Origin of the sequence: Actinotignum schaalii FB123-CNA-2, assembly GCF_000411135.1 — a bacterium.
Taxonomy (GTDB): Bacteria; Actinomycetota; Actinomycetes; order Actinomycetales; family Actinomycetaceae; genus Actinotignum; species Actinotignum schaalii_A.
Window position 1 is genome coordinate 1,030,513 of sequence record NZ_KE150262.1, and the last position, 19,125, is coordinate 1,049,637.

At 59.8% G+C, this 19,125-nt stretch carries 15 protein-coding genes; 9 read left to right on the forward strand and 6 right to left on the reverse strand.

The window, feature by feature from the left end; genetic code table 11:
* The first annotated feature begins 60 nt into the window (after positions 1 to 60).
* From HMPREF9237_RS04120 to HMPREF9237_RS04135, 4 genes are all read left to right on the forward strand, one after another.
* Positions 61 to 486 carry a YraN family protein gene (locus HMPREF9237_RS04120; protein ID WP_051106973.1) on the forward strand — a complete coding sequence of 142 codons (426 nt, stop codon included), beginning with the start codon at positions 61 to 63 and terminating at the stop codon, positions 484 to 486.
* Positions 483 to 2,003 (forward strand): YifB family Mg chelatase-like AAA ATPase, encoded by a 1,521-nt coding sequence (locus tag HMPREF9237_RS04125; RefSeq protein WP_016442475.1) that lies wholly within the window; start codon positions 483 to 485, stop codon positions 2,001 to 2,003. The genes HMPREF9237_RS04120 and HMPREF9237_RS04125 overlap by 4 nt, the downstream gene beginning before the upstream one ends.
* Positions 2,004 to 2,139: 136 nt before the next feature.
* Positions 2,140 to 3,357 (forward strand): DNA-processing protein DprA, encoded by a 1,218-nt coding sequence (gene dprA / locus HMPREF9237_RS04130; RefSeq protein WP_196800239.1) that lies wholly within the window; start codon positions 2,140 to 2,142, stop codon positions 3,355 to 3,357.
* Positions 3,358 to 3,378: 21 nt separating this feature from the next.
* Positions 3,379 to 4,314 (forward strand): tyrosine recombinase XerC, encoded by a 936-nt coding sequence (locus HMPREF9237_RS04135; protein ID WP_016442477.1) that lies wholly within the window; start codon positions 3,379 to 3,381, stop codon positions 4,312 to 4,314.
* A gap of 38 nt (positions 4,315 to 4,352) precedes the next feature.
* Here the strand turns inward: HMPREF9237_RS04135 and HMPREF9237_RS09730 are convergent, their stop codons facing one another.
* From HMPREF9237_RS09730 to HMPREF9237_RS04170, 6 genes are all read right to left on the reverse strand, one after another.
* Positions 4,353 to 5,093: a M23 family metallopeptidase gene (locus HMPREF9237_RS09730; protein ID WP_231366664.1), complete on the reverse strand. Its 741-nt coding sequence runs from the start codon at positions 5,091 to 5,093 to the stop codon at positions 4,353 to 4,355.
* Between the two features lie 129 nt (positions 5,094 to 5,222).
* Entirely contained in the window at positions 5,223 to 6,293 is a 1,071-nt protein-coding gene (rsgA, locus tag HMPREF9237_RS04150) for a ribosome small subunit-dependent GTPase A (RefSeq protein WP_016442479.1), read from the reverse strand.
* Positions 6,290 to 7,042, reverse strand: a complete 753-nt coding sequence (locus HMPREF9237_RS04155; RefSeq protein WP_016442480.1) for an ABC transporter permease — start codon at positions 7,040 to 7,042, stop codon at positions 6,290 to 6,292. The genes rsgA and HMPREF9237_RS04155 overlap by 4 nt, the downstream gene beginning before the upstream one ends.
* Positions 7,042 to 7,770 carry an ABC transporter permease gene (locus HMPREF9237_RS04160; RefSeq protein ID WP_016442481.1) on the reverse strand — a complete coding sequence of 243 codons (729 nt, stop codon included), beginning with the start codon at positions 7,768 to 7,770 and terminating at the stop codon, positions 7,042 to 7,044. Before HMPREF9237_RS04160 ends, HMPREF9237_RS04155 begins: the two co-directional genes overlap by 1 nt.
* Positions 7,771 to 7,784: 14 nt before the next feature.
* Positions 7,785 to 8,795 carry an ABC transporter ATP-binding protein gene (locus tag HMPREF9237_RS04165; protein ID WP_016442482.1) on the reverse strand — a complete coding sequence of 337 codons (1,011 nt, stop codon included), beginning with the start codon at positions 8,793 to 8,795 and terminating at the stop codon, positions 7,785 to 7,787.
* Positions 8,744 to 9,895, reverse strand: coding sequence for a hypothetical protein (locus HMPREF9237_RS04170; RefSeq protein WP_016442483.1), 1,152 nt, complete (start codon positions 9,893 to 9,895; stop codon positions 8,744 to 8,746). Before HMPREF9237_RS04170 ends, HMPREF9237_RS04165 begins: the two co-directional genes overlap by 52 nt.
* Before the next feature lie 532 nt (positions 9,896 to 10,427).
* Between HMPREF9237_RS04170 and HMPREF9237_RS09820 the strand changes: the two genes are divergently transcribed.
* The 5 genes from HMPREF9237_RS09820 to HMPREF9237_RS04190 all read left to right on the forward strand — a co-directional run bounded on the left by HMPREF9237_RS09820 (position 10,428) and on the right by HMPREF9237_RS04190 (position 18,981).
* Positions 10,428 to 10,550, forward strand: a complete 123-nt coding sequence (locus HMPREF9237_RS09820) for a hypothetical protein (protein WP_269208113.1) — start codon at positions 10,428 to 10,430, stop codon at positions 10,548 to 10,550.
* 501 nt (positions 10,551 to 11,051) lie between these two features.
* A complete protein-coding gene (rpsB, locus tag HMPREF9237_RS04175) occupies positions 11,052 to 11,909 on the forward strand; it encodes a 30S ribosomal protein S2 (protein ID WP_016442484.1) in 858 nt (285 codons plus the stop codon).
* Between the two features lie 29 nt (positions 11,910 to 11,938).
* Positions 11,939 to 12,787: a translation elongation factor Ts gene (tsf, locus tag HMPREF9237_RS04180; protein WP_016442485.1), complete on the forward strand. Its 849-nt coding sequence runs from the start codon at positions 11,939 to 11,941 to the stop codon at positions 12,785 to 12,787.
* Positions 12,788 to 13,241: 454 nt separating this feature from the next.
* Positions 13,242 to 14,969, forward strand: coding sequence for an SHIRT domain-containing protein (locus tag HMPREF9237_RS04185; RefSeq protein ID WP_016442486.1), 1,728 nt, complete (start codon positions 13,242 to 13,244; stop codon positions 14,967 to 14,969).
* Positions 14,970 to 15,018: 49 nt separating this feature from the next.
* The gene (locus tag HMPREF9237_RS04190) at positions 15,019 to 18,981 is read left to right on the forward strand and encodes an SHIRT domain-containing protein (RefSeq protein WP_016442487.1); all 3,963 of its coding nucleotides are present in this window, start codon (positions 15,019 to 15,021) and stop codon (positions 18,979 to 18,981) included.
* The last annotated feature ends 144 nt before the right edge of the window (positions 18,982 to 19,125 follow it).

Genomic DNA, 19,125 nt, shown 5'->3' on the forward strand with positions numbered 1-19,125 from the left:
CTATCCCCAGCCGCGCACCGCACGAGCCACCATTGGTAATATCCGCGTCACACTAGGGGCATGTACCAGTGTGAAACTTTGCATGCCACCATTGCTCGCAACGAGCTCGCCCCACTTCCTCCTTCCGCCACCACCCGGGAGGTAGGCGAGTGGGGAGAAAACGTGGCCGCCGCATATGTGCGGGAGCACGGCTACCACGTGCTGGCCCAGAATTGGAGATGCCGATGCGGGGAAATTGACCTGGTATGCCGCGAAGAGCCCAGCGGCGCACTGGTTGCGGTTGAGGTGAAAACCCGCCGCGGGCGGAATACGGTTCCCGCTCCTCTGGCCGTTAGTACCGAAAAATATCGCAGGCTTCGCCATCTTCTGGCGCAGTGGCTCCACGTAGAAGGTGGAACCTACCCCGCACTCGCGGTGGATATCGTGGCCGTGAATGTGCCTACCTCCGGTCCCGTCACTATCGACCATCTGCGGAACGCCTCATGATTGGCACCTCCCATACCGTCTCTATCCTCGGTGTTCGGGGCATGCCTATCCGGGTGGAAGTAGCGCTCCTTTCGGGACTGCCCAATTTCACTATCGTTGGCCTGCCCGATGCTGCGGTGAGCGAATCACGCGAACGCATCCGAGCCGCTTTCGCCGCGGCTCGGATCCCATTCCCGGCCGGGCGCGTCACTGTGAACTTGTCTCCGGCAGATACCCCGAAAGTCGGTACCGCTTTCGATGTGGCGATCGCTGCCGCCATCCTCGCTGCGCAGGCCCATTCCCACGTGCCGCCCGGAAGCGTCTTCCTAGGCGAATTAGGGCTGGACGGATCGGTGCGCCCGGTGCGGGGAGTATTACCGTGCGTGCTGGGCGCCGCTCACCATGGCTTCCAGCACGCCATTGTTCCGCACGGTTGCGGAGCCGAAGCTGCGCTGGCCCAGATCCAAGTGGGAGAAATCTGGCATATCACCCAAATAGCGCAGCGCCTGGGGGTTGCTAGTGATCCCGTGCCGCCACCGCCACCCGTGCCGGTATCCCCACCCCGCACCGGCAGCGATAGTGGCGACCTCGCTGAGGTACGGGGCCAATACCTGGCCCGCCACGCCTTGGAAATAGCAGCCGCGGGCGGCCACCACCTTCTCATGATCGGGGCACCCGGCGTGGGTAAATCCATGCTGGCCACCCGGCTACCGGGAATTATGCCTCCCCTCACCCGCGCACAGGCGGTTGAAAGCGCCAGCATTCGCTCCATCGTCGGGCAATTTGAGGAGATCACCACCCGGCCTCCCTACGTGGCGCCTCACCACACTTCAAGCGCCACCGCGCTGGTGGGAGGAGGCAGCCGGCCCCGCCCCGGAGCGATCTCCCTCGCGCACCACGGTGTACTTTTCCTCGATGAACTTCCCGAATTCACCACCAGAGCCATCCAGTCCCTCCGCGAACCCATGGAATCGGGAGAAGTACATATTCACCGCGCCCAAGGCTCGGTATGCTTCCCGGCCCGTTTCCAACTGGTAGGAGCAGGAAACCCGTGCAGGTGCGGCAGGCTACTTGATTCCCCAACCTCCTGCACCTGTTCGGGGGCAGACCGCGCCCACTACCAGCACCGCATCGGAGGCCCGCTCCGGGATCGCATCGATCTTATGGTTAATCTGCCCAGGCCTAGTCGGGCTGAATTAGCCGCGGGCAACAGCGGGGATAGTAGCGAAACGGTCGCCGCGCGAGTGCGTGAAGCACGTGAACGCCAACACCACCGCTTCCGGGGCGAAACCTGGGATATCAACGCGGCGATACCAGGTACCTGGCTCCGTGCGCATACCCAGTTAGCACCCAGTTCAAGCGCGAGCCTGGGTGAGGCTCTCACCCGCGGTCTCATCAGCATGCGGGCCGCGGATAAAATCCTGCGAGTTGCCTGGACCCTTGCAGATCTAGCAGGCCATACACAGCCCACCACCGACGACGTTGCCGGGGCATTTGCCCTGCGCGGAAAAGGAAATTCTAGTTATGACAGAGGATAAAACACCATGGACCGGCAGCGAAATAACCGGAGCTGCCGGCGTAACACAAACCGCCACGGAAACGTCCGACACAGTAGCGGCTCACCCGGGAATTACCAGCACGAAAAACACGAGCACGCAAGAAGAAACCGCAGCAATGGCATGGACACGCTTGGCCGAAGGGGAGGACTACCATGCCGTTGCGCTCACCGAACATCTCGGTTACGCCGGAGCTCTGGATTGGTTGGAAGAAATACGCGCGGGTGCCCCGATTCCTGAATCGCTGCGCGCAGCCACTGCTCGCTGGAGTGCCCGCTACGATGCACAGGGCTTTGCGCGCGACCGTGAACTACTTAACCGAGGTTACGGCTTCACCTACCCGGGTAGCCCCACCTGGCCGCGATCCTTAGCACAGCTCGGGGAACAACGTCCGCTGGGACTATGGTGGAAAGGAAATATTGCGGCGCTGGATCGCCCCACGCTCGCGATGGTGGGCTCCCGCGCCGCTACCGACTATGGCGAAAAGATCGCCACCGATTTCAGTTACGAACTTGCTGAACGCGGTGCTCTTATTGTTTCCGGGGGAGCCATTGGTATTGATGCGGCTGCTCACCGTGGCGCTATACTCGCGAACGCTCCGACCGCGGTGGTCTTTGCCAGCGGGATCAACCGGCCCTATCCTAAAGTCCACCAGGAACTCTTCGCGCGGATTCTTGATACTGGCGGGCTTGCCCTTTCCGAAACTGCTCCGGGCAATGCCCCTCACCGGCACCGTTTTCTGGCCCGGAACCGGATCATTGCCGGCCTATCACGTGCCGTTGTTGTTATTGAAGCTCCCTATAGGTCGGGCGCCATTAATACCGCGGGGCACGCACATACTTACGGCATCCCGGTCGGGGCAGTGCCCGGATCCATTTACGCGATGTGTTCAACGGGCTGCCATCGGCTGCTGCGAGAAGGAGCGGTGTGTATTACCGGGGTGGAAGATATTGTGGAATTGCTCGGCTTTAGCGCCGGCCAGCAATTTGTCCAAGATCGCGCGCGGGTGGCGGAGGGGAACACCACGGCTGCTCACCGCGGCGCATCGGCCAGCCGAACGGTTACTCACGCGCTTGCCGGCGGGGTGCAATTAGGGCTCGGGCTAACTGTTACCGATCCGCTTGCCGGGGATCCCCGGGCGGTGCGGGTGCGCGACGCGCTACCGGCTCGCAACTACCAGCCCCTGGATAAAATAGCGCAGACCGCGGGAATGGGATTTACCGAAGTGATGGCGGCCCTCGGGAAACTTGAGATAGCAGGAATTGCGGAGAGCCGGGGAGGGAAGTGGCGCCTGACGCCCCAGGCTCGGGAGTCGAGCCGACAGCGGGCCACCTAAGGCTCGCATAAACTGGGGAGTATGCGAGTAGCAGATATTTTGGACCGTTATGAGCGAGAACTGCGGCTGCGCCGCGGATACTCCGAACATACGATCCGCGCCTATCTACACGAGGTGGTGTCTCTCCTCGCTTTCCTTCACGAGCTATCTACCGGAAACAAGCCGGCGGATCAGGACTCATCCGATCTTGATATTGATCTCGAACACCTGGATCTCGCTGATTTGCGGGCCTGGCTAGCCCATTCACGCGAACACGGGAGTGCCCTAGCCTCAATGGCTCGGCAATCTGCTGCAATACGTACTTTTAGTTCCTGGGCATACCGATGCGGCTATACCGCTTCGGATGCGGCAGCACGGTTGAAATCACCTCGGGTCACCAACGAGCTCCCGCATGTTCTCAATGAGCACCAGGCCCAACAGTTGCTTAACAACGCGAAAAGCCATGCGGTCGAGAGCGGAGAAGCTCTCGCCTACCGGGACTGGGCGGCCCTCGAGCTCATGTACGCGGCTGGTTTGCGTGTGAGCGAAGTCTGTTCTCTGGATATTGACCAGGTTCGCCCTGATTTGACGGTGCGCGTCGTCGGAAAAGGAAATAAGGAACGTGTGGTCCCGTACGGGGTGCCGGCTATGCGGGCCGTGCAGGAATACCTGCCCGCGCGTGCCGCTCTTATGAAAGAACCGACCAGGGCTCTCTTTTTGGGGGCACAAGGCAGGCGTCTCAACCCGCGTTCGCTGCGTGACGTCGTGCACCGGGCTGCCAGCCGTGCGGGAGTACCCGATATTACCCCTCACGATTTACGCCATTCCGCAGCCACGCATCTTCTTAACGGTGGCTCAGACTTGCGCAGCGTTCAAGAGATCCTCGGTCACTCATCCCTGCAAACCACGCAGCGCTACACTCACGTCAGCGCCGACAGGCTCCGGGCTGCTTTCGCCCAAGCCCACCCTCGGGCCTAAAGAAGTATCGCAGGAGTATTACTGAAGCGTCACTGGTATCAGGGATAAAGACGGATCTCACGCCGGTAGAGGAGCGAAAGCGGGTCAATATAGGTTTTCCCGCGCCGTGCACCCCAGTGCAAAACATCGCCGGGGAAGCGTCCGCCATCCTCATGGCCGGCCAGTAATGTCCCAATCACCATTCCGGTGCTCACGGTATCCCCGCGCCGTACCTGTGGTTCGACCGGTTCGTAAGTGGTGCGCAGGCCATTGGCGTGTTCAATAGAAATAACGGGGCGGTCCGCGAGCATCCCGGCATAGACCACGGTGCCCGTGCCAGCGGCAAGGACGGGGCTGCCTGCTGGGAGCTCCACATCCACTCCGCGATGCCCGGGTAGCCAATTGTGCTTCGGTGGATCAAAGGGGCGAGTGACCACAGGTTCGCTACCGGTGGGGGAGCGGAAGCCAGTAGTGCGGGGAAGCGAGGACGTTGTATAGGTTGTATTCCTGGCACTCGTCATGCGCGCGGATGCCAGCGGTGCCTTTGGCTTACTTTCCGTTGCCGAAGCTGCGGCCTGCGTGGGAGTGTTTTCCGACGACGGCGCTACTGTGCCAGATGCTGATTGCGAAATGAGGCTCGCTACCAGGGTGAGAGCCGCGCCTGCCGCGGCCAAGCAGCGTGCCACGATCATGCGCCTCGCACGGGAGGAGGAGCGCACGGTGGCCCGAGCACGGGTACTGGTGCCCGGGCCACAGCGCATACCGGGGAATCGAGTCGCAAAAATCCTGAGAGTCTTCATAGGGCTGAGCATTCCCTGACTAGAGCTCACCCGCCAGCGGGCTTCTTCATGCTGTGGATAGTTCATACGTATCCGCAGCCTGTGGATGGCTCTGGCCTTTATCTGGGCGCTCGCTCGGGTTTTGCGCTGTTATCCGCGGTTTTTGCCTTTCAGGCGCATCGTTTCCCGACGCCCGCGGGTATTCTCTTTCGAAGCGTACCGATCCTGGCTCCGCGCCGTTCGCGCATCGCTGCGGCAACGTAACCGCTCCGCCTCCGCCATCATCCGCAGATAGCGGTCTAGCCGGTCCGCATCCAAAGACCCGCTCGCACAGGCCTCACGCACCGCACACCCCGGCTCACGCCCGTGGCTACAATTCGCGAAATGGCACGATGCAGCCAAGTTGTGAATATCCGCGAAGGTATCCGCAATAGCCTCCGTGTCCATCGTGGCTCCCAAAGCGCGTACTCCGGGGGTATCGATGACCGCGAAGTTTTCTCCGCAGACCAGCTGACGCCCAGTGGTGGTGTGCCGACCCTTATGGTCACTTTCGCGCACCGCTCCCACAGTCTGGGTAGCTCCTAGCAAAGTATTGGTGAGGGTGGATTTCCCCGCGCCGGAGCGCCCCACCACCACGACCGTGCCGGAGAGGCGCTCAACGAGCCGCGCCACGTCCGCAGCTGAGCGTGCGTCAAGCGCAAGCACTTCCTCGCATCCCTCACCCAGTTCCTGAAGATCTGCCGGGTTTGCCAGGTCCGCCTTCGTGAGCACCACCCAGGGACGTGCCCCGCTCGCGTGGGCCAGGGCCACGAAACGTTCGATACGCCCGCGACTGGCTGCTGGCACCACGGGTTCCACAATGAGAACCACATCAATATTCGCGCAGATAGGTTGCTCGAGAGCGGTACGGCCCACCGACGGGCGGGTGAGGTAGGTACGGCGCGGCAAAATGTCGAGAATATGCCCGGCATCATCCACGCCTACCCAGTCACCCACCACCGGCGGCCAGGATGCACTATCCCGGCAGTGTCCCGGAATGTCGAGGTCAATGCGCGACGGCGCCCCGTCCGGCGCACCGCCACCATCAACGAGGAGCACCTCAACGGCGCCGCGATGTACCGCGGCAATCCGCCCTCCATGTACGCAGGTGCCGCCGCCAAGGTTCATTTCCGCGACTTTCAGGTAGGCTGCCCAGCGTTCATCAAAGCCCAGAAAACTCATACAACATCCCTTCGCATACCCGAACGCAGCCGAGCCACCGCATGGCGGGTCGCTATCACACCAATACCGGCCCAGAGCGCCGCAACCGCAATATCACGGACTATCAGCCACCCGGCCGGCTCAGCGATACCGGCAATGGTTCCCGAGAGGGGGACCGCATTCGCCAGTACTACCAGCACGGGCGGATAGTAATCGAGGGGCACAATCACCCCGGTGAACACCGGCAGGAACGTCGCGAGCAGTGTCGCCCCCAGATACGGATCGGGCAGATCCACCCCGATCCCGGCCGCCGCTACTCCGAGCAACATCCCGCAGACCAAGGCCGCGCACGCCAGGAGCGTCACTCGCCCCAGCAGCGCGGCATCTTTGTCCGGGGAGAGCAGGAAGACGGCGCCGATGGCGGCAATACCGGTGGAGACCGCCAAGATACATGGAACGGTAGCCACCGCCACCCAGTACACCACGTCGAAGCGACGGCGCAGGTGAACTTCCTGGAAGATCCCCAGTGCCCGGTCGGTTGCCACCGCGCTGACCACTCCGGAGGCCACCGAGGTGGCCAAGGCAACCAGCGCCGCGGCATAGCCGGTGCGCACCAGGTCCGGGGTTCCCACGTCATTGCCGAGCACCACATCAAAAAGCACGTCGAGGAGCGGAAGCACCAGGAGGGTGGTCACCGCCGTCCCCACCGTCGCAAAAGTCACCGAGGATGCCCAGGAGACCCTGATAATCGAGCGATAGCGCGTCAGCATCACATCACCTCCAAGGTCCCGGAGCGGGTAGCACGGCGCAGCGCCGCGCGCCCCGCCACACCCGCCACCGCGAGCCACGTACCCAGCACGACCGCCCAGATCACCACGTCACTCCAGGTAATTACCTCCCCGAAGAGCAGGGAAGTGGGCATCGAGAGGGGTACGAAAAGGGAGAGATAAGCCAACCACGCAGGTGGCGCCGTCGTCGTAAAAAGAATCCCGGAAGCTAAAAACATCGGAACTAGAAGCAGACCTTCGTAACTAATCGCGTTCGGGGTGAGCACGAAAAGCGCGGCGATGACGAAGGAAACGCTCAGGCAACCCAGCCACAACAGAAGAACGCCGCACGCAAATCCCCAGGACGGTGCGGTGAAGGTGACCGAAGCGGAGCACAGAGCCCACGTCACCCAGGCCACCGGGAATGCCGCCAGCCCGAAGGAACCGGCCGAAGCAACGACTGCCGCCACGCTCCGTAGCGCTCCGATCGGAGCACTCACCAGGTAGACGAGGGTGCCTTTGTAACGCTCGAAACCAATAATTCCGGCCGCGCAGGTGGCCGTGGTCCACATGCCGATAATCCCGGCACGCACCCACCCCTGCGTCGCGCTCATAGCACCGAAAGCTCGGAAACTCAGGAATTGCACCAGCGCGGTGGCGAGCGTCGTCGTCACCATGAGCTGGATGAAATAGGGGACAGACACAAATTGGCGCACGTGAAAAGCGCTCATACGTAACTGCCGGATCACCGCGCCAACCCATCTGCCAGCGCCAGATACGTTTCCTCCAGCGATGCCGGGCGGGTAACCAGGTCCTCCGGCTCGTGCCCGAGAAGTGCCACCAGGCGTTCGGCTTGCGCACCGGAGCGCGCATCCCAGTAGATCGTGACCGCCCAGTTTCCCGCGCGCGGACGGCGAATAATCACTGCTTCGGGGAATTCGGCTTCGAGGCTCGCGAAAATATCTGCCTTGCGCGCCCCCAGCGTGAAGGTTGTGGTTGCACCCACCCCGGCATAGTCCGCAATATCGCGCACACTGCCGCGAACCGCGATTTTTCCTGCGCCGATGACGGTGATGATATCCGCCAGTTCTTCCACCTCCGGCATGGAATGCGAGGTGAGGAGCACGGCGGTGCCGCCGGCGGCAACGTCGCGGATAATATCGCGCACCGTTAGCGCGACGTCAGGGTCCAGCCCCGTGGTCGGTTCGTCAAGAAGGAGGAGTGGCGGGGCACCCAATAAGGCGCGCGCCAGGTGGAGACGCTGGCGCATACCGCGCGAAAACTGCCCCACCTTGGCCCCGGCAGAATCGGTGAGCTTGACACGCTCAAGAACATCATTGACGGCGCCGCGCCGCTGCCCGTTCGCCACCCCTTGCAAGTCGGCGAAATAAAGGAGATTATCGCGCGCCGTAGCCCGGGGATAAAACCCAAGGTCGCCGCCTAGCACCAGACCCAGGCGCGAGCGCGCCTTCTCCGGATGGCGCACCGCGTCAATCCCCGCGATCCGGACCTGCCCCGACGTGGGAGCCAGCAAGGTGGCGCACATCCGCACCGTTGTGGTTTTCCCGGCCCCGTTCGGACCGAGCAAGGCATGCACCTGGCCTGCCTGCACCTGGAGAGACACATCTTCAACTGCAACAAATTTTTCTTTCCCGAAAACGCGCCGCACATGGGCAACGTCGAGGACGGGAATATGAGGATCTATCAAAATCCGTACCCTTTCGAGCCAATTAAATCGGTCTCTGAAACTGAACATAATTCTTCAGCTTTTTCTGCGCTACCCATTTTGACTAGGGAAGCAATTCCTATTTCGCGAACCATTCGTATGCCCGAAACTCCACCAATGCAATAGTTGTGCCAGAACGCTTCACGTGCTGTCTCCAGAGCTTTTTCGTACTCACCGTTAAGGAACAGCGAGTAGGCATATTCACCCAAAGCCTCGGAAAGATAGTCATAAGCTCCGTTACGTGCATCGTCGACGTTGCGAGAGAGAATTTGGCACGCTCCCGCATAGTTTCCAGAGGAAACTTCAATCTGTGCTCGATTAATTGCAATTTGACTGCGGTAACGAACACCTCTCGAGTACGTGTCCGTGTCGCTTATCCGGAATTCATTATTGAGGAGTGTTAGCTTTTCTTCGGCTTGGGATAAGGAAACGCTTTCGTTCCCTGTATCCAAATCGATATCAGCCAGAGCCTTAAGGTTGGCGAGCAGCGCAAGGTCAAGCTGTGTTTTCGCGCTGGGTTCAGCTTCATTTAGTTTATTGGCACATGCGTTAAGCCGCTGCATTGCTTTTTCAGGCGAGTGCATCCGCTTGATTTCGAAAGCTGCGGCACGGTGTTCAGCTCCGTATTTGTCGTTAATGTTGGTGGATAGTTCACTCGCCCGCTCGAAAAGTTGGAGAGAGATCGGATTTTCCATTGCCGCAGCAACTGTTCCCGCATTAATAAGGCACGGGTAGGGTGCATTAGATATCAGTTTTTCTATGTTTACGTCTACCCATTGGGCAACTGCTGAGTAGCTCCCCGTGAAGAGGATCAGTACATCAATGAAATCAGCGAGAAGCTCTATGGTTGTATTAGTAAGTATCTGACTGATGGCTTCATCGGTGAAGGGATCTTCAAACGCGGCCTCTTTTAGATGCTCCCGATAGAAAATCGCCGGGTCAGCAAATTTCCGCACACCCAGATCTGTAACGAAATATGGCGCAGCAACGGATCGACTAGCAGGTTTAGGATGCCCGAGTAAAACCGCTTGTGTAAGGTTTACTCGCTCCCAAAAAGCGGGTGAAACCGGAGCTCCCTCCAGTGCACTGATTAGCTTCGACAAAAACGAAGCGTAATATTTATTACTCATGGGTACTCCTAGTTTCACCCGCCAATTGTTGTGTTACAGATGCAGCTTTAGAGTGGCTGTGGACCGTGCCGCCAACTCATCATCAGGTCTGCAAAAACGCGCCCTTGTGACTTCTCCAAGCGAGTTGTGATTTCAAGTGCTTTATCCAATGTGCTCACCACCTTCCTTTGTGTCTGGAACAACGTCGTCAGTATCGCTTTGCGATTTCTTTACTGTATTGATTGAAAGTCGGTGACGCAAGATGAATTTAAATCGAATTTGTGTGATGTGATCCACCACAGATTGTCATTAGTGTGTATAGAGGTTGATACTTGCATCAAAAGTCTTTACGGACCGCTGCGGCTTTCATTCTTGGCAGCATTTGTGTAAATTATCTTCGCTTGATCCGGTAAGAGAACCAATGCGCTTCCCTGACCTTCCCCGGTGTGTAAGAGTTCGGATTCTCGTGAGGTAACCAGTTCTTCTACGGGCCATTCACATTCTTTATCGGTGTACTATCGTAAAGTCCTCATGCCCGCTGTGGGCATCAACGATGTCAGCCTTATATTCGGTACTTATCGTGAGCCGGGGAAATATCGTGGGTGTCATGATCGCTATGAAGAACCGGCTTGCGTGTCGAGCGGGTATTGTGAATTGCCCGGTTGAGGACCTGTAATGGCCGTGTGTGGGTGATCGTCGAATCCGAGAGTGTCTACTCGGTAAAGTTGCGGGAGAACACGTCCGTTAAGGGTGCCGTCTACGCGAAACCGGGGCGTTTTCGCGTGCAAGGTTACTAACCTACAACCGGTCGAGTTTTGGATTGGTCGATGTTAAATAATCGTAGAGATGTGTAGCTATTCGCGGAGTTGTTCGTGACTAACGCTGTGTACTTTGACTCAAGGTAAGGGCACCTGCGCAGTACTCCCGCGAAAATCACATCCGCGCGCCGTTCCCCGTTTTTCCGGGTGGGGTAATATGTACAGGCGGCCGGTTATCTCCGGTCGTAATACGCGTGCCCGCATAAGAGGGTCGCGGATCGGTCCCGGCACGGGCTACCCAGTGGGTGGCGCATATGGGAACCGCGGTTCGTGGGCACCAGGGCGCGGCGGCAATTCCGCCGTCGTGCAAGAACCGATACCGCGCCATCGTAATGATGGCGCCTGAGAAAGGACGCCGCATGGCTGTCGTCACCATGAGCCAGCTGCTGGAAGCTGGTGTGCACTTCGGGCATCAGACCCGCCGTTGGAACCCGAAGATGAAGCGTTACATCCTCACGGATCGTAACTCGATTTACATTATTGACCTGCGCAAGACGGTCGCCGATATCGACCGCACCTACGATTTCGTTAAGGAAACCGTGGCGCACGGCGGAAATATCCTCTTTGTGGGCACCAAGAAGCAGGCGCAGGAAGCTGTGAAGGAACAGGCCGAACGCACCGGGATGCCCTACGTGAACGAGCGTTGGCTGGGCGGCATGCTCACCAACTTCCAGACCGTTGCCAAGCGCATTGAGCGCCTCAAGGAACTCGAGCAGATGGACTTCGAAGACGTCGCCGGCTCGGGCCTGACCAAGAAGGAACTCCTCATGCTGTCCCGTGAAAAGGACAAGCTGGAGAAGACCCTCGGCGGTCTGCGTGATATGCACCGTCTTCCCTCTGCCGTGTGGGTTGTGGACACCAACAAGGAACACCTCGCGGTCTCCGAAGCTAATAAGCTCAACATTCCGGTGGTTGCCATCCTGGACACCAACTGCGATCCGGATGAAGTTGCCTACCCGATTCCGGGTAACGACGACGCCATCGGCGCCGTTGGGCTGCTCACCCGCGTCATCGGTGATGCGGTAGCCGAAGGCCTCCTGGCTCGCGGCGCCGGCAAGAACGCCACCGAAGATGCGATGCCCGAGTGGGAACGTGAAGTTCTCGCAGCCGGGGAAGCTACTGAAGAAGCCACTCCCGCCGCGGAAGCTGAAGCTGCTCCGGCCGAAGTGACCGAATCTGAAGAAAACAAGTCCGAAGAAGCTGACGCCCAGGCCTAAGCCTGAGCGCTACAAGTGAGGAGTGAAGCATGGCTAATTACACAGCCGCCGATGTGAAGGCGCTGCGTGACAAGACCGGCGCCGGCATGATGGACGCCAAGAAGGCTCTCGACGAAGCCCAGGGGGATTCCGCCAAGGCCGAAGAGATCCTGCGCGTCAAGGGCATGAAGTCCGCCGCCAAGCGTTCGGACCGCACCGCTGCGAACGGCCTGGTGGCCTCGCATGTATCCGATACTGCTGCCGGCCAGCGTGGCATTCTCGTGGAGATCAACGCCGAAACCGATTTCGTGGCCAAGAATGAGAAGTTCATCGGTATGGCCGATGAGATTCTCACCGCCGCTGTGGATTCCGGTGCCGATAGCGTGGAAGCGCTGCTCGCCGCCAAGCTGGGCGATGGCACCGTTGCGGATCGCATCACCGCCATGACCGCGGTTATCGGCGAAAAGATGGAAGTCTCCCACGTTGAGGTCCTCGAGGGCGAGCACGTGGAAGCTTATATGCACCGCACCAACCCCGACCTGCCCCCGCAGGTGGGCGTGCTGGTGGCCACCGATGCCAAGGCTGCCGAAGTTGCGCATGACATCGCCGTGCACATCGCCGCGCTCGATCCGAAGTACCTCTCCATTGAGGATGTTCCGGCCGACGTGGTGGAAACTGAGAAGCGCATCGCCACCGAGACGACCATCGCTGAAGGCAAGCCGGAAAAGGCCGTGCCGAAGATCGTGGAAGGCCGCATGCACGGCTTCTACAAGCAGGTCGTTCTCGAGGAGCAGGGCTACGCCCGCGAGCCGAAGACCCCGGTCAAGACCATCGTGTCCCAGACCGGTGGCAAGGTGACCGGTTTCAAGCGCCTGCGCGTCGGTTCGCACGCTGAGTAAGTTCATGCGCGTGCCGGGACGTAGTTTCCGGTTGCCGGGAGCTTAGCTTTCGGTTGCGAGAACACTAAACGCCGGAGGGCGGGATGTACGAGAGTACGTCCCGCCCTCCGTTGTATGTAGCGCCGGCGCTTTGAGTGCAGGTGCGGCGCGATTGATGGGCGCCGGTGCGGGGCGATGTGTGCGCAGTGATGCGCGCCGTTAGTACGACGACGGAGCCCCGCGTGCCGCGGGGCGGGGCTACCCGACGTACGCTCCGTACCGAACTTTAGGATACGAGGACTTCAGTGGGTTCCGAATCCAAATAATCTTGCGATATGGTTGAAATGTATACTGTACCAGTCCAGAGCCGGGGTGCTTAATATTTGGAATATAAGGTGTAGACATGAATATTCTTTGAGAATAATATGCAATCGGAATGTATTTCAGCAGTTGTAAACTGAAGGAAATATTCGTCATGGTTGCACGCGTCTCGGGGGAGCTCATTTTGTCCAAGCATATCCGTGTTGTTCTAACTATTCTCCTTGCTGTGGGGTTCATCGGATTTAGCGCCGCTCCTGCCTCCGCAGATCCGACCGATGTTCCGATTAACGTGGGCAGTGACGCCTACGCAATTGATAATGCGGGGCAGATTACCAGCGAGAGCGAGTTTCTTTACGACTCCTCCAAGGGCGATACCGCCGCCGATGCCTATCAAATCGCCTACCGCGGCACCCTCGATATGACGAAGGTTTGGCAACTCTATAGTTTCTTCAAGAAGATGTGGCTGTGGAGAAACGACGATGACCAGGCACGCTACGCCGCCAAAACCTTCAGCGGGGAGTGGGATATTTCCTTCACCGTTGATCCCACGGTGGTCTCCTCAAATCCGGACTTCGTGAGCTGCGAGGCTGTGCAGTCCGAAATGGATAGGCAGAATGCTCCCTCCAAGTTTGGCGAGATCATGCGCTGCGAAACTGCGGCATACGATGCCACCACCGGCAAGTTCACCGCTCACTTTGGACTGCATCACGCGGATGGCAACAAGGTGACGGGCGCAGATCTCGATAAGCCGGAATACCAGCCCGCTAAACTTGTTCTCACCACCCCGGCGCACGCCTTCTACGTTCCACAGTCCAAGTTTGAGGCCGGCAAGACCTTCAAGATGGTGGAGCCCACCGTCCGTGGCAACATGACGATGGACTACTTCTACTTTGGCATGCCACTGCGTTTCAACGACACTTCGGATCCGGTGACCTTGACGATGGTTGCTACCAACGATGCCACCTTCACTTTCGCCAGTCGGGATCCTGAACGTCAGCTCCCTGAGAGCGTCACCAAACTTGTGCCGGAGCGTGTGACTAAGTTGCGTGACGGTGCACAGGTGACCCCGCCCGCCCTCGCGCAGACAAGCGTTATCGATGGCCAAGGTACCTGGACCTTTGACGCATGGGAACCCGCTGAGGCAACTGTGGCCGGAAGTGACCTCAACTTCGTTGGTTACTGGAAGTACGCGGTGAACCCCGACGCGGTCTTCACCGCAACGTACAAATATGTGGCGGTTGATGGCTCTGCGCTCCCCGACGAAGTGATGGCCACCTTGCCGAATTCGGAGCAGGTTACTCAGGGCTCGACAGTCACACCGCCAACTCCGGCGCAAACAGAGTTCACAAGTGCCACTCGTACTGAGAGTGCGGATGTGGCCACAACGTGGAAGTTTGATGGGTGGGAACCCACGAGCGCGGTTGTTGATGGCGCGGACCTGAGCTTCACGGGCACCTGGACGAAGACGGTTGTGGAAACACCGCTACCGCCCAATCCGGAGCCCGAACCGGAACCGGAGCCCACAACGGAGCCGGAACCCGATCCGACGTGTGATCCAACAGTTGAGCCAACGGTTGATCCGACGGATACTCCCAGCACGGATCCCTCGCCCCGTCCATCGACGGAGCCCTCACACACGCCGACGGTCGCTCCAACACCGGAGCCGGCACCCACCTCCGCGCCGCAGCCCACGGTGCCAGCGCCCGTGGCGCCCACGGCTGCTCCCACGATCTCCCCAACGGTCGCACCAACGGCTAAGCCCGCGCCAGTAGCACAAGAACTGTCAAAGACCGGGCAGTCCGCGACCCCGTTTGCGCTCGCTGCCGGAGTTCTTATGCTTGCCGGAGTCGTGATTCTCGGCTTGCGCCGTCGCTCTCACTAAAACACCCGAACGACGCAAGAAACGCAAGCTTAAAGATAGGAATAACAACGTGGGCAAGAAAACTGTTGCGGTAGTAGCCGCAGCCCTCCTTGGTTTTTCAACGAACGCTCTAATATCCCCGGCTTTTGCGGCGACAACGGTGGGGACGGAGCCGGAGCTCCGTAGCGCCATCACTGCCGGCCAGAGCGTGAGTCTGAGCGCAGATATCACGCTAACCGGAGAAATTGAGATCCCGAGCAACGCGGATGTGAGTGTTGAGGGCCAAGGGCATACCATTACGGCCGGGGCACCGAGCGCCGCCCCGGGCGGGAACGACCATTACAATATGTTCCGCACCGCTGGCGGGCAGGTGACCTTCTCTGATGTCACCCTTGATGGCGCAGGTAAGCGCCGGGGACTGTGGCTCGGTGCGGGCTCTACCGCCACCCTCGACAAGGTGGCGATCAAGAACGGAACAACCGCCGGAACCCGCAATTTCGAAGGTGGGGCCGTGTACGTTCTTGACGCCGCCCTGAACGTCACCAACGATTCGGTAATCGAAAACAATTCGAGTATCTGGTCACAGGCCACCTACGATATGTGGGTCGCAGATGAGACGAAGAGGAATCCTGCCTTTGGGAACCTTCCCGCCGAAACTCAGAGTGCTCAGATCAGCCAGATGCCTAACGGTGGGGCGATTTACGCCACCGGGGCGCGCTCTACGGTGAACATTAGCGATTCCACGCTCCGTACTAACCAGGCGAAGGATCATTCGCAGGACGGTGCAGGGGTACGCGGTAACGAAGGTAACGGCGGCGCCGTCTACATGGACGGTGCGGCCACATTGGTGGCGGAACGGACTTCCTTCATTGATAACCACGTCGCCCGGGTTTCCACGGGCGGGTACCAAGGCGGTGCGATCTATGCGGGTGACAGGACGACGGCGCGCATCACCGGCAGCACCGTCAACGTTGGCGCTCCCTTCAATACCGGTGGCTTCCTCCGTGCTTTCAACGCGAATGTCACTGTAGATAACAGCGATTTCACCTTCACGGGGCGTGGGAACGCCTACGGAATTTCCGGTGGTGCTTTTGCGAGCCAGAACTCGGCGCTCAAAATTAATAATTCGCGCTTCGTGGCCAGCGATAGTTCCAAGGTGACCTTCGCCGGCGGTTTCATCGATATCGTCGGCACCGGAAGTTTTGAACTGACCAATTCGCAACTAACGGGGCGCGGCAGCGGCAACGGAAAGGGGCTGGCCACCTTCGGCGGTGCTATTGCCTTTGAAACAGGATCGAGCGCCACCGCAGTGATCCAGAATTCCACCGTTCGCGATGTGCACGCAGACTCCAACGGCGGTGCGATTTCCCTTTCTACCCGGATCGGTGAAGAATCCGCGGTTAATCTTCGCGTTGTCGATTCCACGATTTCTAATGCCGGAGCCCTGGTTTGGGGGCCTGCCACACAAGTAGGCGGTGCGCTCTTCGTGGGCCCGGGAAACACGGTAGCTCTGGAAGGCGTGACGCTGAGCTCCGGGCGCTCGGGGCGCGGTGGTCTTATTTACAACGAAGGCTCTACCACCATCACCGGTGGGACGGACTCCTCGAAGCTCTCGGGAGGTTTTGTCTATTCGGCGGTTGGTGCGGGCATTTTCAATGACGGCTACCTGAAACTCGACGACATGAGTTTGGGCGGCAACAAGAAGGGCGACTGGTCAGTACATCAGGATCATCCGTCGAGCATCGAGGTGGATGGTGCCCGGATTGGGGAGTACCCGGGTTTGAATGTGTATGCCAACAAGGATGTGATCATCACGCCCAAGGCGCGCCTTGATACCGGTGACGTGCGGGTGATCGACGGACAATCCGCGGTGCTCCTAACGGGCAAGCTCACTAACCAGCTCAATATTTCCCTGAGCGAGAATGTCAAAAATGTCAGTGAAGCGCCTTACGCCGGGCAAAATGAGCCGGCGCAGCGCTACATTGGTTACACGGTTGCGAAAGGCACTGATGGCTACGCACCTGGCGCAGATGACGCGAATACGATCCACTATGTCACTCGCGATAACCGCCAGGCTGCCGCGGAATTCGGTGACCATACAGGTGCGGGTGCCTGGGATTACGTGCTTTCCGATGAGGGCACCGTGGTTCTCGGGCAGCGCGCCACGATGTGGTACCACCCCAATGAAGGGCACTTCGATGCCCAAGCGCAGAACGTTGAGGCAGAACAGCCCTATACGATCTACTCCTCGACAAAGCTCCTTCAGGAGCACCCGGCGGCTCGCCCCGCCCAAATGACCCCGTACCAGGGTACGAACCCGGTTCGCGAGGAGACGCGCACCATTACCGACAGCCTGGGCCGCACCGCTGAGCTTGGCACCTACACATTCGTGGGTTGGTATTGCTCTGCCGTCACTCCCGCCGAGATTGCGGGCGGGCAAGCGAATAATAAGGGATACGATTTCGCGCACGCCTTTACCGACGGTGTATCAGCTGACTCCGTGGCCGATGCTAAGGGGAACAAGAACCCGTGCACGGCCGCTAGTCGAGTAATTGGCGGCGAGACGGCGCGCGCTGAGCCCGCACCGTCACAGCCGGCCGCCCCTATCACGCAGATTGTGGACCCGAATGAGCTCACTGCCTATGCGGGCTACGCTCCTGCTTACGGCGTGACCTCCACATTCGTGAGCGGTACTGCCGGCAAGGAACTGCCCGAGGGCGTAAAGAAACAGACCCCCGCCATCGACACCAAAAACGGTGCTGGCTACACGGAGGGCGATACTGTCGCTTCGGCCGCACCAGATTTCACGGCGGTTCCCGATGGCAACGGCCAGTGGACTTTCCAGGGCTGGGATGCGACCACCAAAAAGGTCACGGGGGCCGATCAGGAATTTATCGGTACGTGGGTGTGGCAACAGCAGCTTTTCAAGGTAACCCATGAATTCCGTGCTGCGGACGGTGCTAAAAAAGCCCTGCCAGAGGCACTAGCGGCGCGCACTCCCGCCGATAACCTCGGTGAGAAGGGTCAGGGTTTCCCGAAGGGAACGCTTGTCACCCCCACAGACACCTTCGATAAGGCGAGATACTCGGATGCTCCCGGGGAAGTCTGGTCTTTCACGGGGTGGGACCGCGCGAGCGACACCATTACCGATGCCGACGTTCACTTCCTCGGCTACTGGAGCCTGACACGGTATCCGCAGCCAGCTGTGATGGGAGCCTACGGGGAATGGCAGGACGAGGAGGTGACCTGTGAGAAGAATACGGTGACGCAGACCCGTATGAAGACCACGTATACGGTCACCTGGAATGCCACTACTTTGGAGTGGGATACGGTCCCCACGACTGAGACCGAAAACCAGGAGCGGGAGAAGACTCCGGAGGAAGTGAAGGCCTGCACTCCGGAACCCACCAAGGCCCCGATGCTCACCGAGTGGATTGATGGGGAGAAATCCTGCGAGACCCACCAGGTAGTGCAATCCCGCACGAAGACCACGTACACGTATACCTGGAATGTGGAAACCCTGAGTTGGGATGAAACAGCGACACCGAGCACCGAGACGCAATCACGGCCAATGACCGCTGTGGAGCTCAAGGAATGCTCGGTGGAGCCAGATCCGGCACCGGAGCCTGGGCCGCAGCCGCCTGCACCGGCACCGCAACCGGAACCTGGTCCCGCACCGCAGCCTGATCCAGGGCCCGGCCCGGAGCCGGATCCTCAACCAGATCCGCAACCGGAACCGAGCAAGCAGCCTGCTCCGCGTCCTGACCCGCACCCGAGTGTCACGCCGTCGGCACCCGGAAGGCCGAGCCCCGAACCTACACGGGAGCCGAGTCTGATTCCGACACCGGTGCCGACGTCCGGGCAGCCAGCCCAGCCGGCGCCCACGCCGGATCAAACACCTACGCCACCAGCTGGGCGCTCGCAGCGCCTCGTGCATACGGGTAGCGGGACTGGCGGCGCCATTGGCGCAGCCCTCCTCTCGATGCTCCTGGGCGCAGGCGCCATGGTTTATCGGCGCGGTGAGCGTCGCTAAATAGGTAGCGTGAGATAGTTGAGCTGTGCGCTCCGTCCGGCAAGGACGGGGCGCACAGCTCCGTCGTCGTACCCTCACGCACCGTGCCCTGTCCCTATCTGCTCATAAATGTCTATAGCTCCCACCGGGCACTTTCACATAAGA

Excerpts from the sequence above, each read along its gene's own strand:
- HMPREF9237_RS04165 (WP_016442482.1), bottom strand. The coding sequence starts at position 8,795 with ATGTTCAGTTTCAGAGACCGATTTAATTGGCTCGAAAGGGTACGGATT.
- HMPREF9237_RS04185 (WP_016442486.1), top strand. The coding sequence starts at position 13,242 with ATGGTTGCACGCGTCTCGGGGGAGCTCATTTTGTCCAAGCATATCCGT.
- HMPREF9237_RS09820 (WP_269208113.1), top strand. The coding sequence starts at position 10,428 with ATGTCAGCCTTATATTCGGTACTTATCGTGAGCCGGGGAAATATCGTG.
- HMPREF9237_RS04170 (WP_016442483.1), bottom strand. The coding sequence starts at position 9,895 with ATGAGTAATAAATATTACGCTTCGTTTTTGTCGAAGCTAATCAGTGCA.
- dprA (WP_196800239.1), top strand. The coding sequence starts at position 2,140 with ATGGCATGGACACGCTTGGCCGAAGGGGAGGACTACCATGCCGTTGCG.
- rpsB (WP_016442484.1), top strand. The coding sequence starts at position 11,052 with ATGGCTGTCGTCACCATGAGCCAGCTGCTGGAAGCTGGTGTGCACTTC.
- tsf (WP_016442485.1), top strand. The coding sequence starts at position 11,939 with ATGGCTAATTACACAGCCGCCGATGTGAAGGCGCTGCGTGACAAGACC.
- HMPREF9237_RS04135 (WP_016442477.1), top strand. The coding sequence starts at position 3,379 with ATGCGAGTAGCAGATATTTTGGACCGTTATGAGCGAGAACTGCGGCTG.
- HMPREF9237_RS04125 (WP_016442475.1), top strand. The coding sequence starts at position 483 with ATGATTGGCACCTCCCATACCGTCTCTATCCTCGGTGTTCGGGGCATG.
- HMPREF9237_RS09730 (WP_231366664.1), bottom strand. The coding sequence starts at position 5,093 with ATGAAGACTCTCAGGATTTTTGCGACTCGATTCCCCGGTATGCGCTGT.
- HMPREF9237_RS04160 (WP_016442481.1), bottom strand. The coding sequence starts at position 7,770 with ATGAGCGCTTTTCACGTGCGCCAATTTGTGTCTGTCCCCTATTTCATC.
- HMPREF9237_RS04120 (WP_051106973.1), top strand. The coding sequence starts at position 61 with ATGTACCAGTGTGAAACTTTGCATGCCACCATTGCTCGCAACGAGCTC.
- rsgA (WP_016442479.1), bottom strand. The coding sequence starts at position 6,293 with ATGAGTTTTCTGGGCTTTGATGAACGCTGGGCAGCCTACCTGAAAGTC.
- HMPREF9237_RS04155 (WP_016442480.1), bottom strand. The coding sequence starts at position 7,042 with ATGCTGACGCGCTATCGCTCGATTATCAGGGTCTCCTGGGCATCCTCG.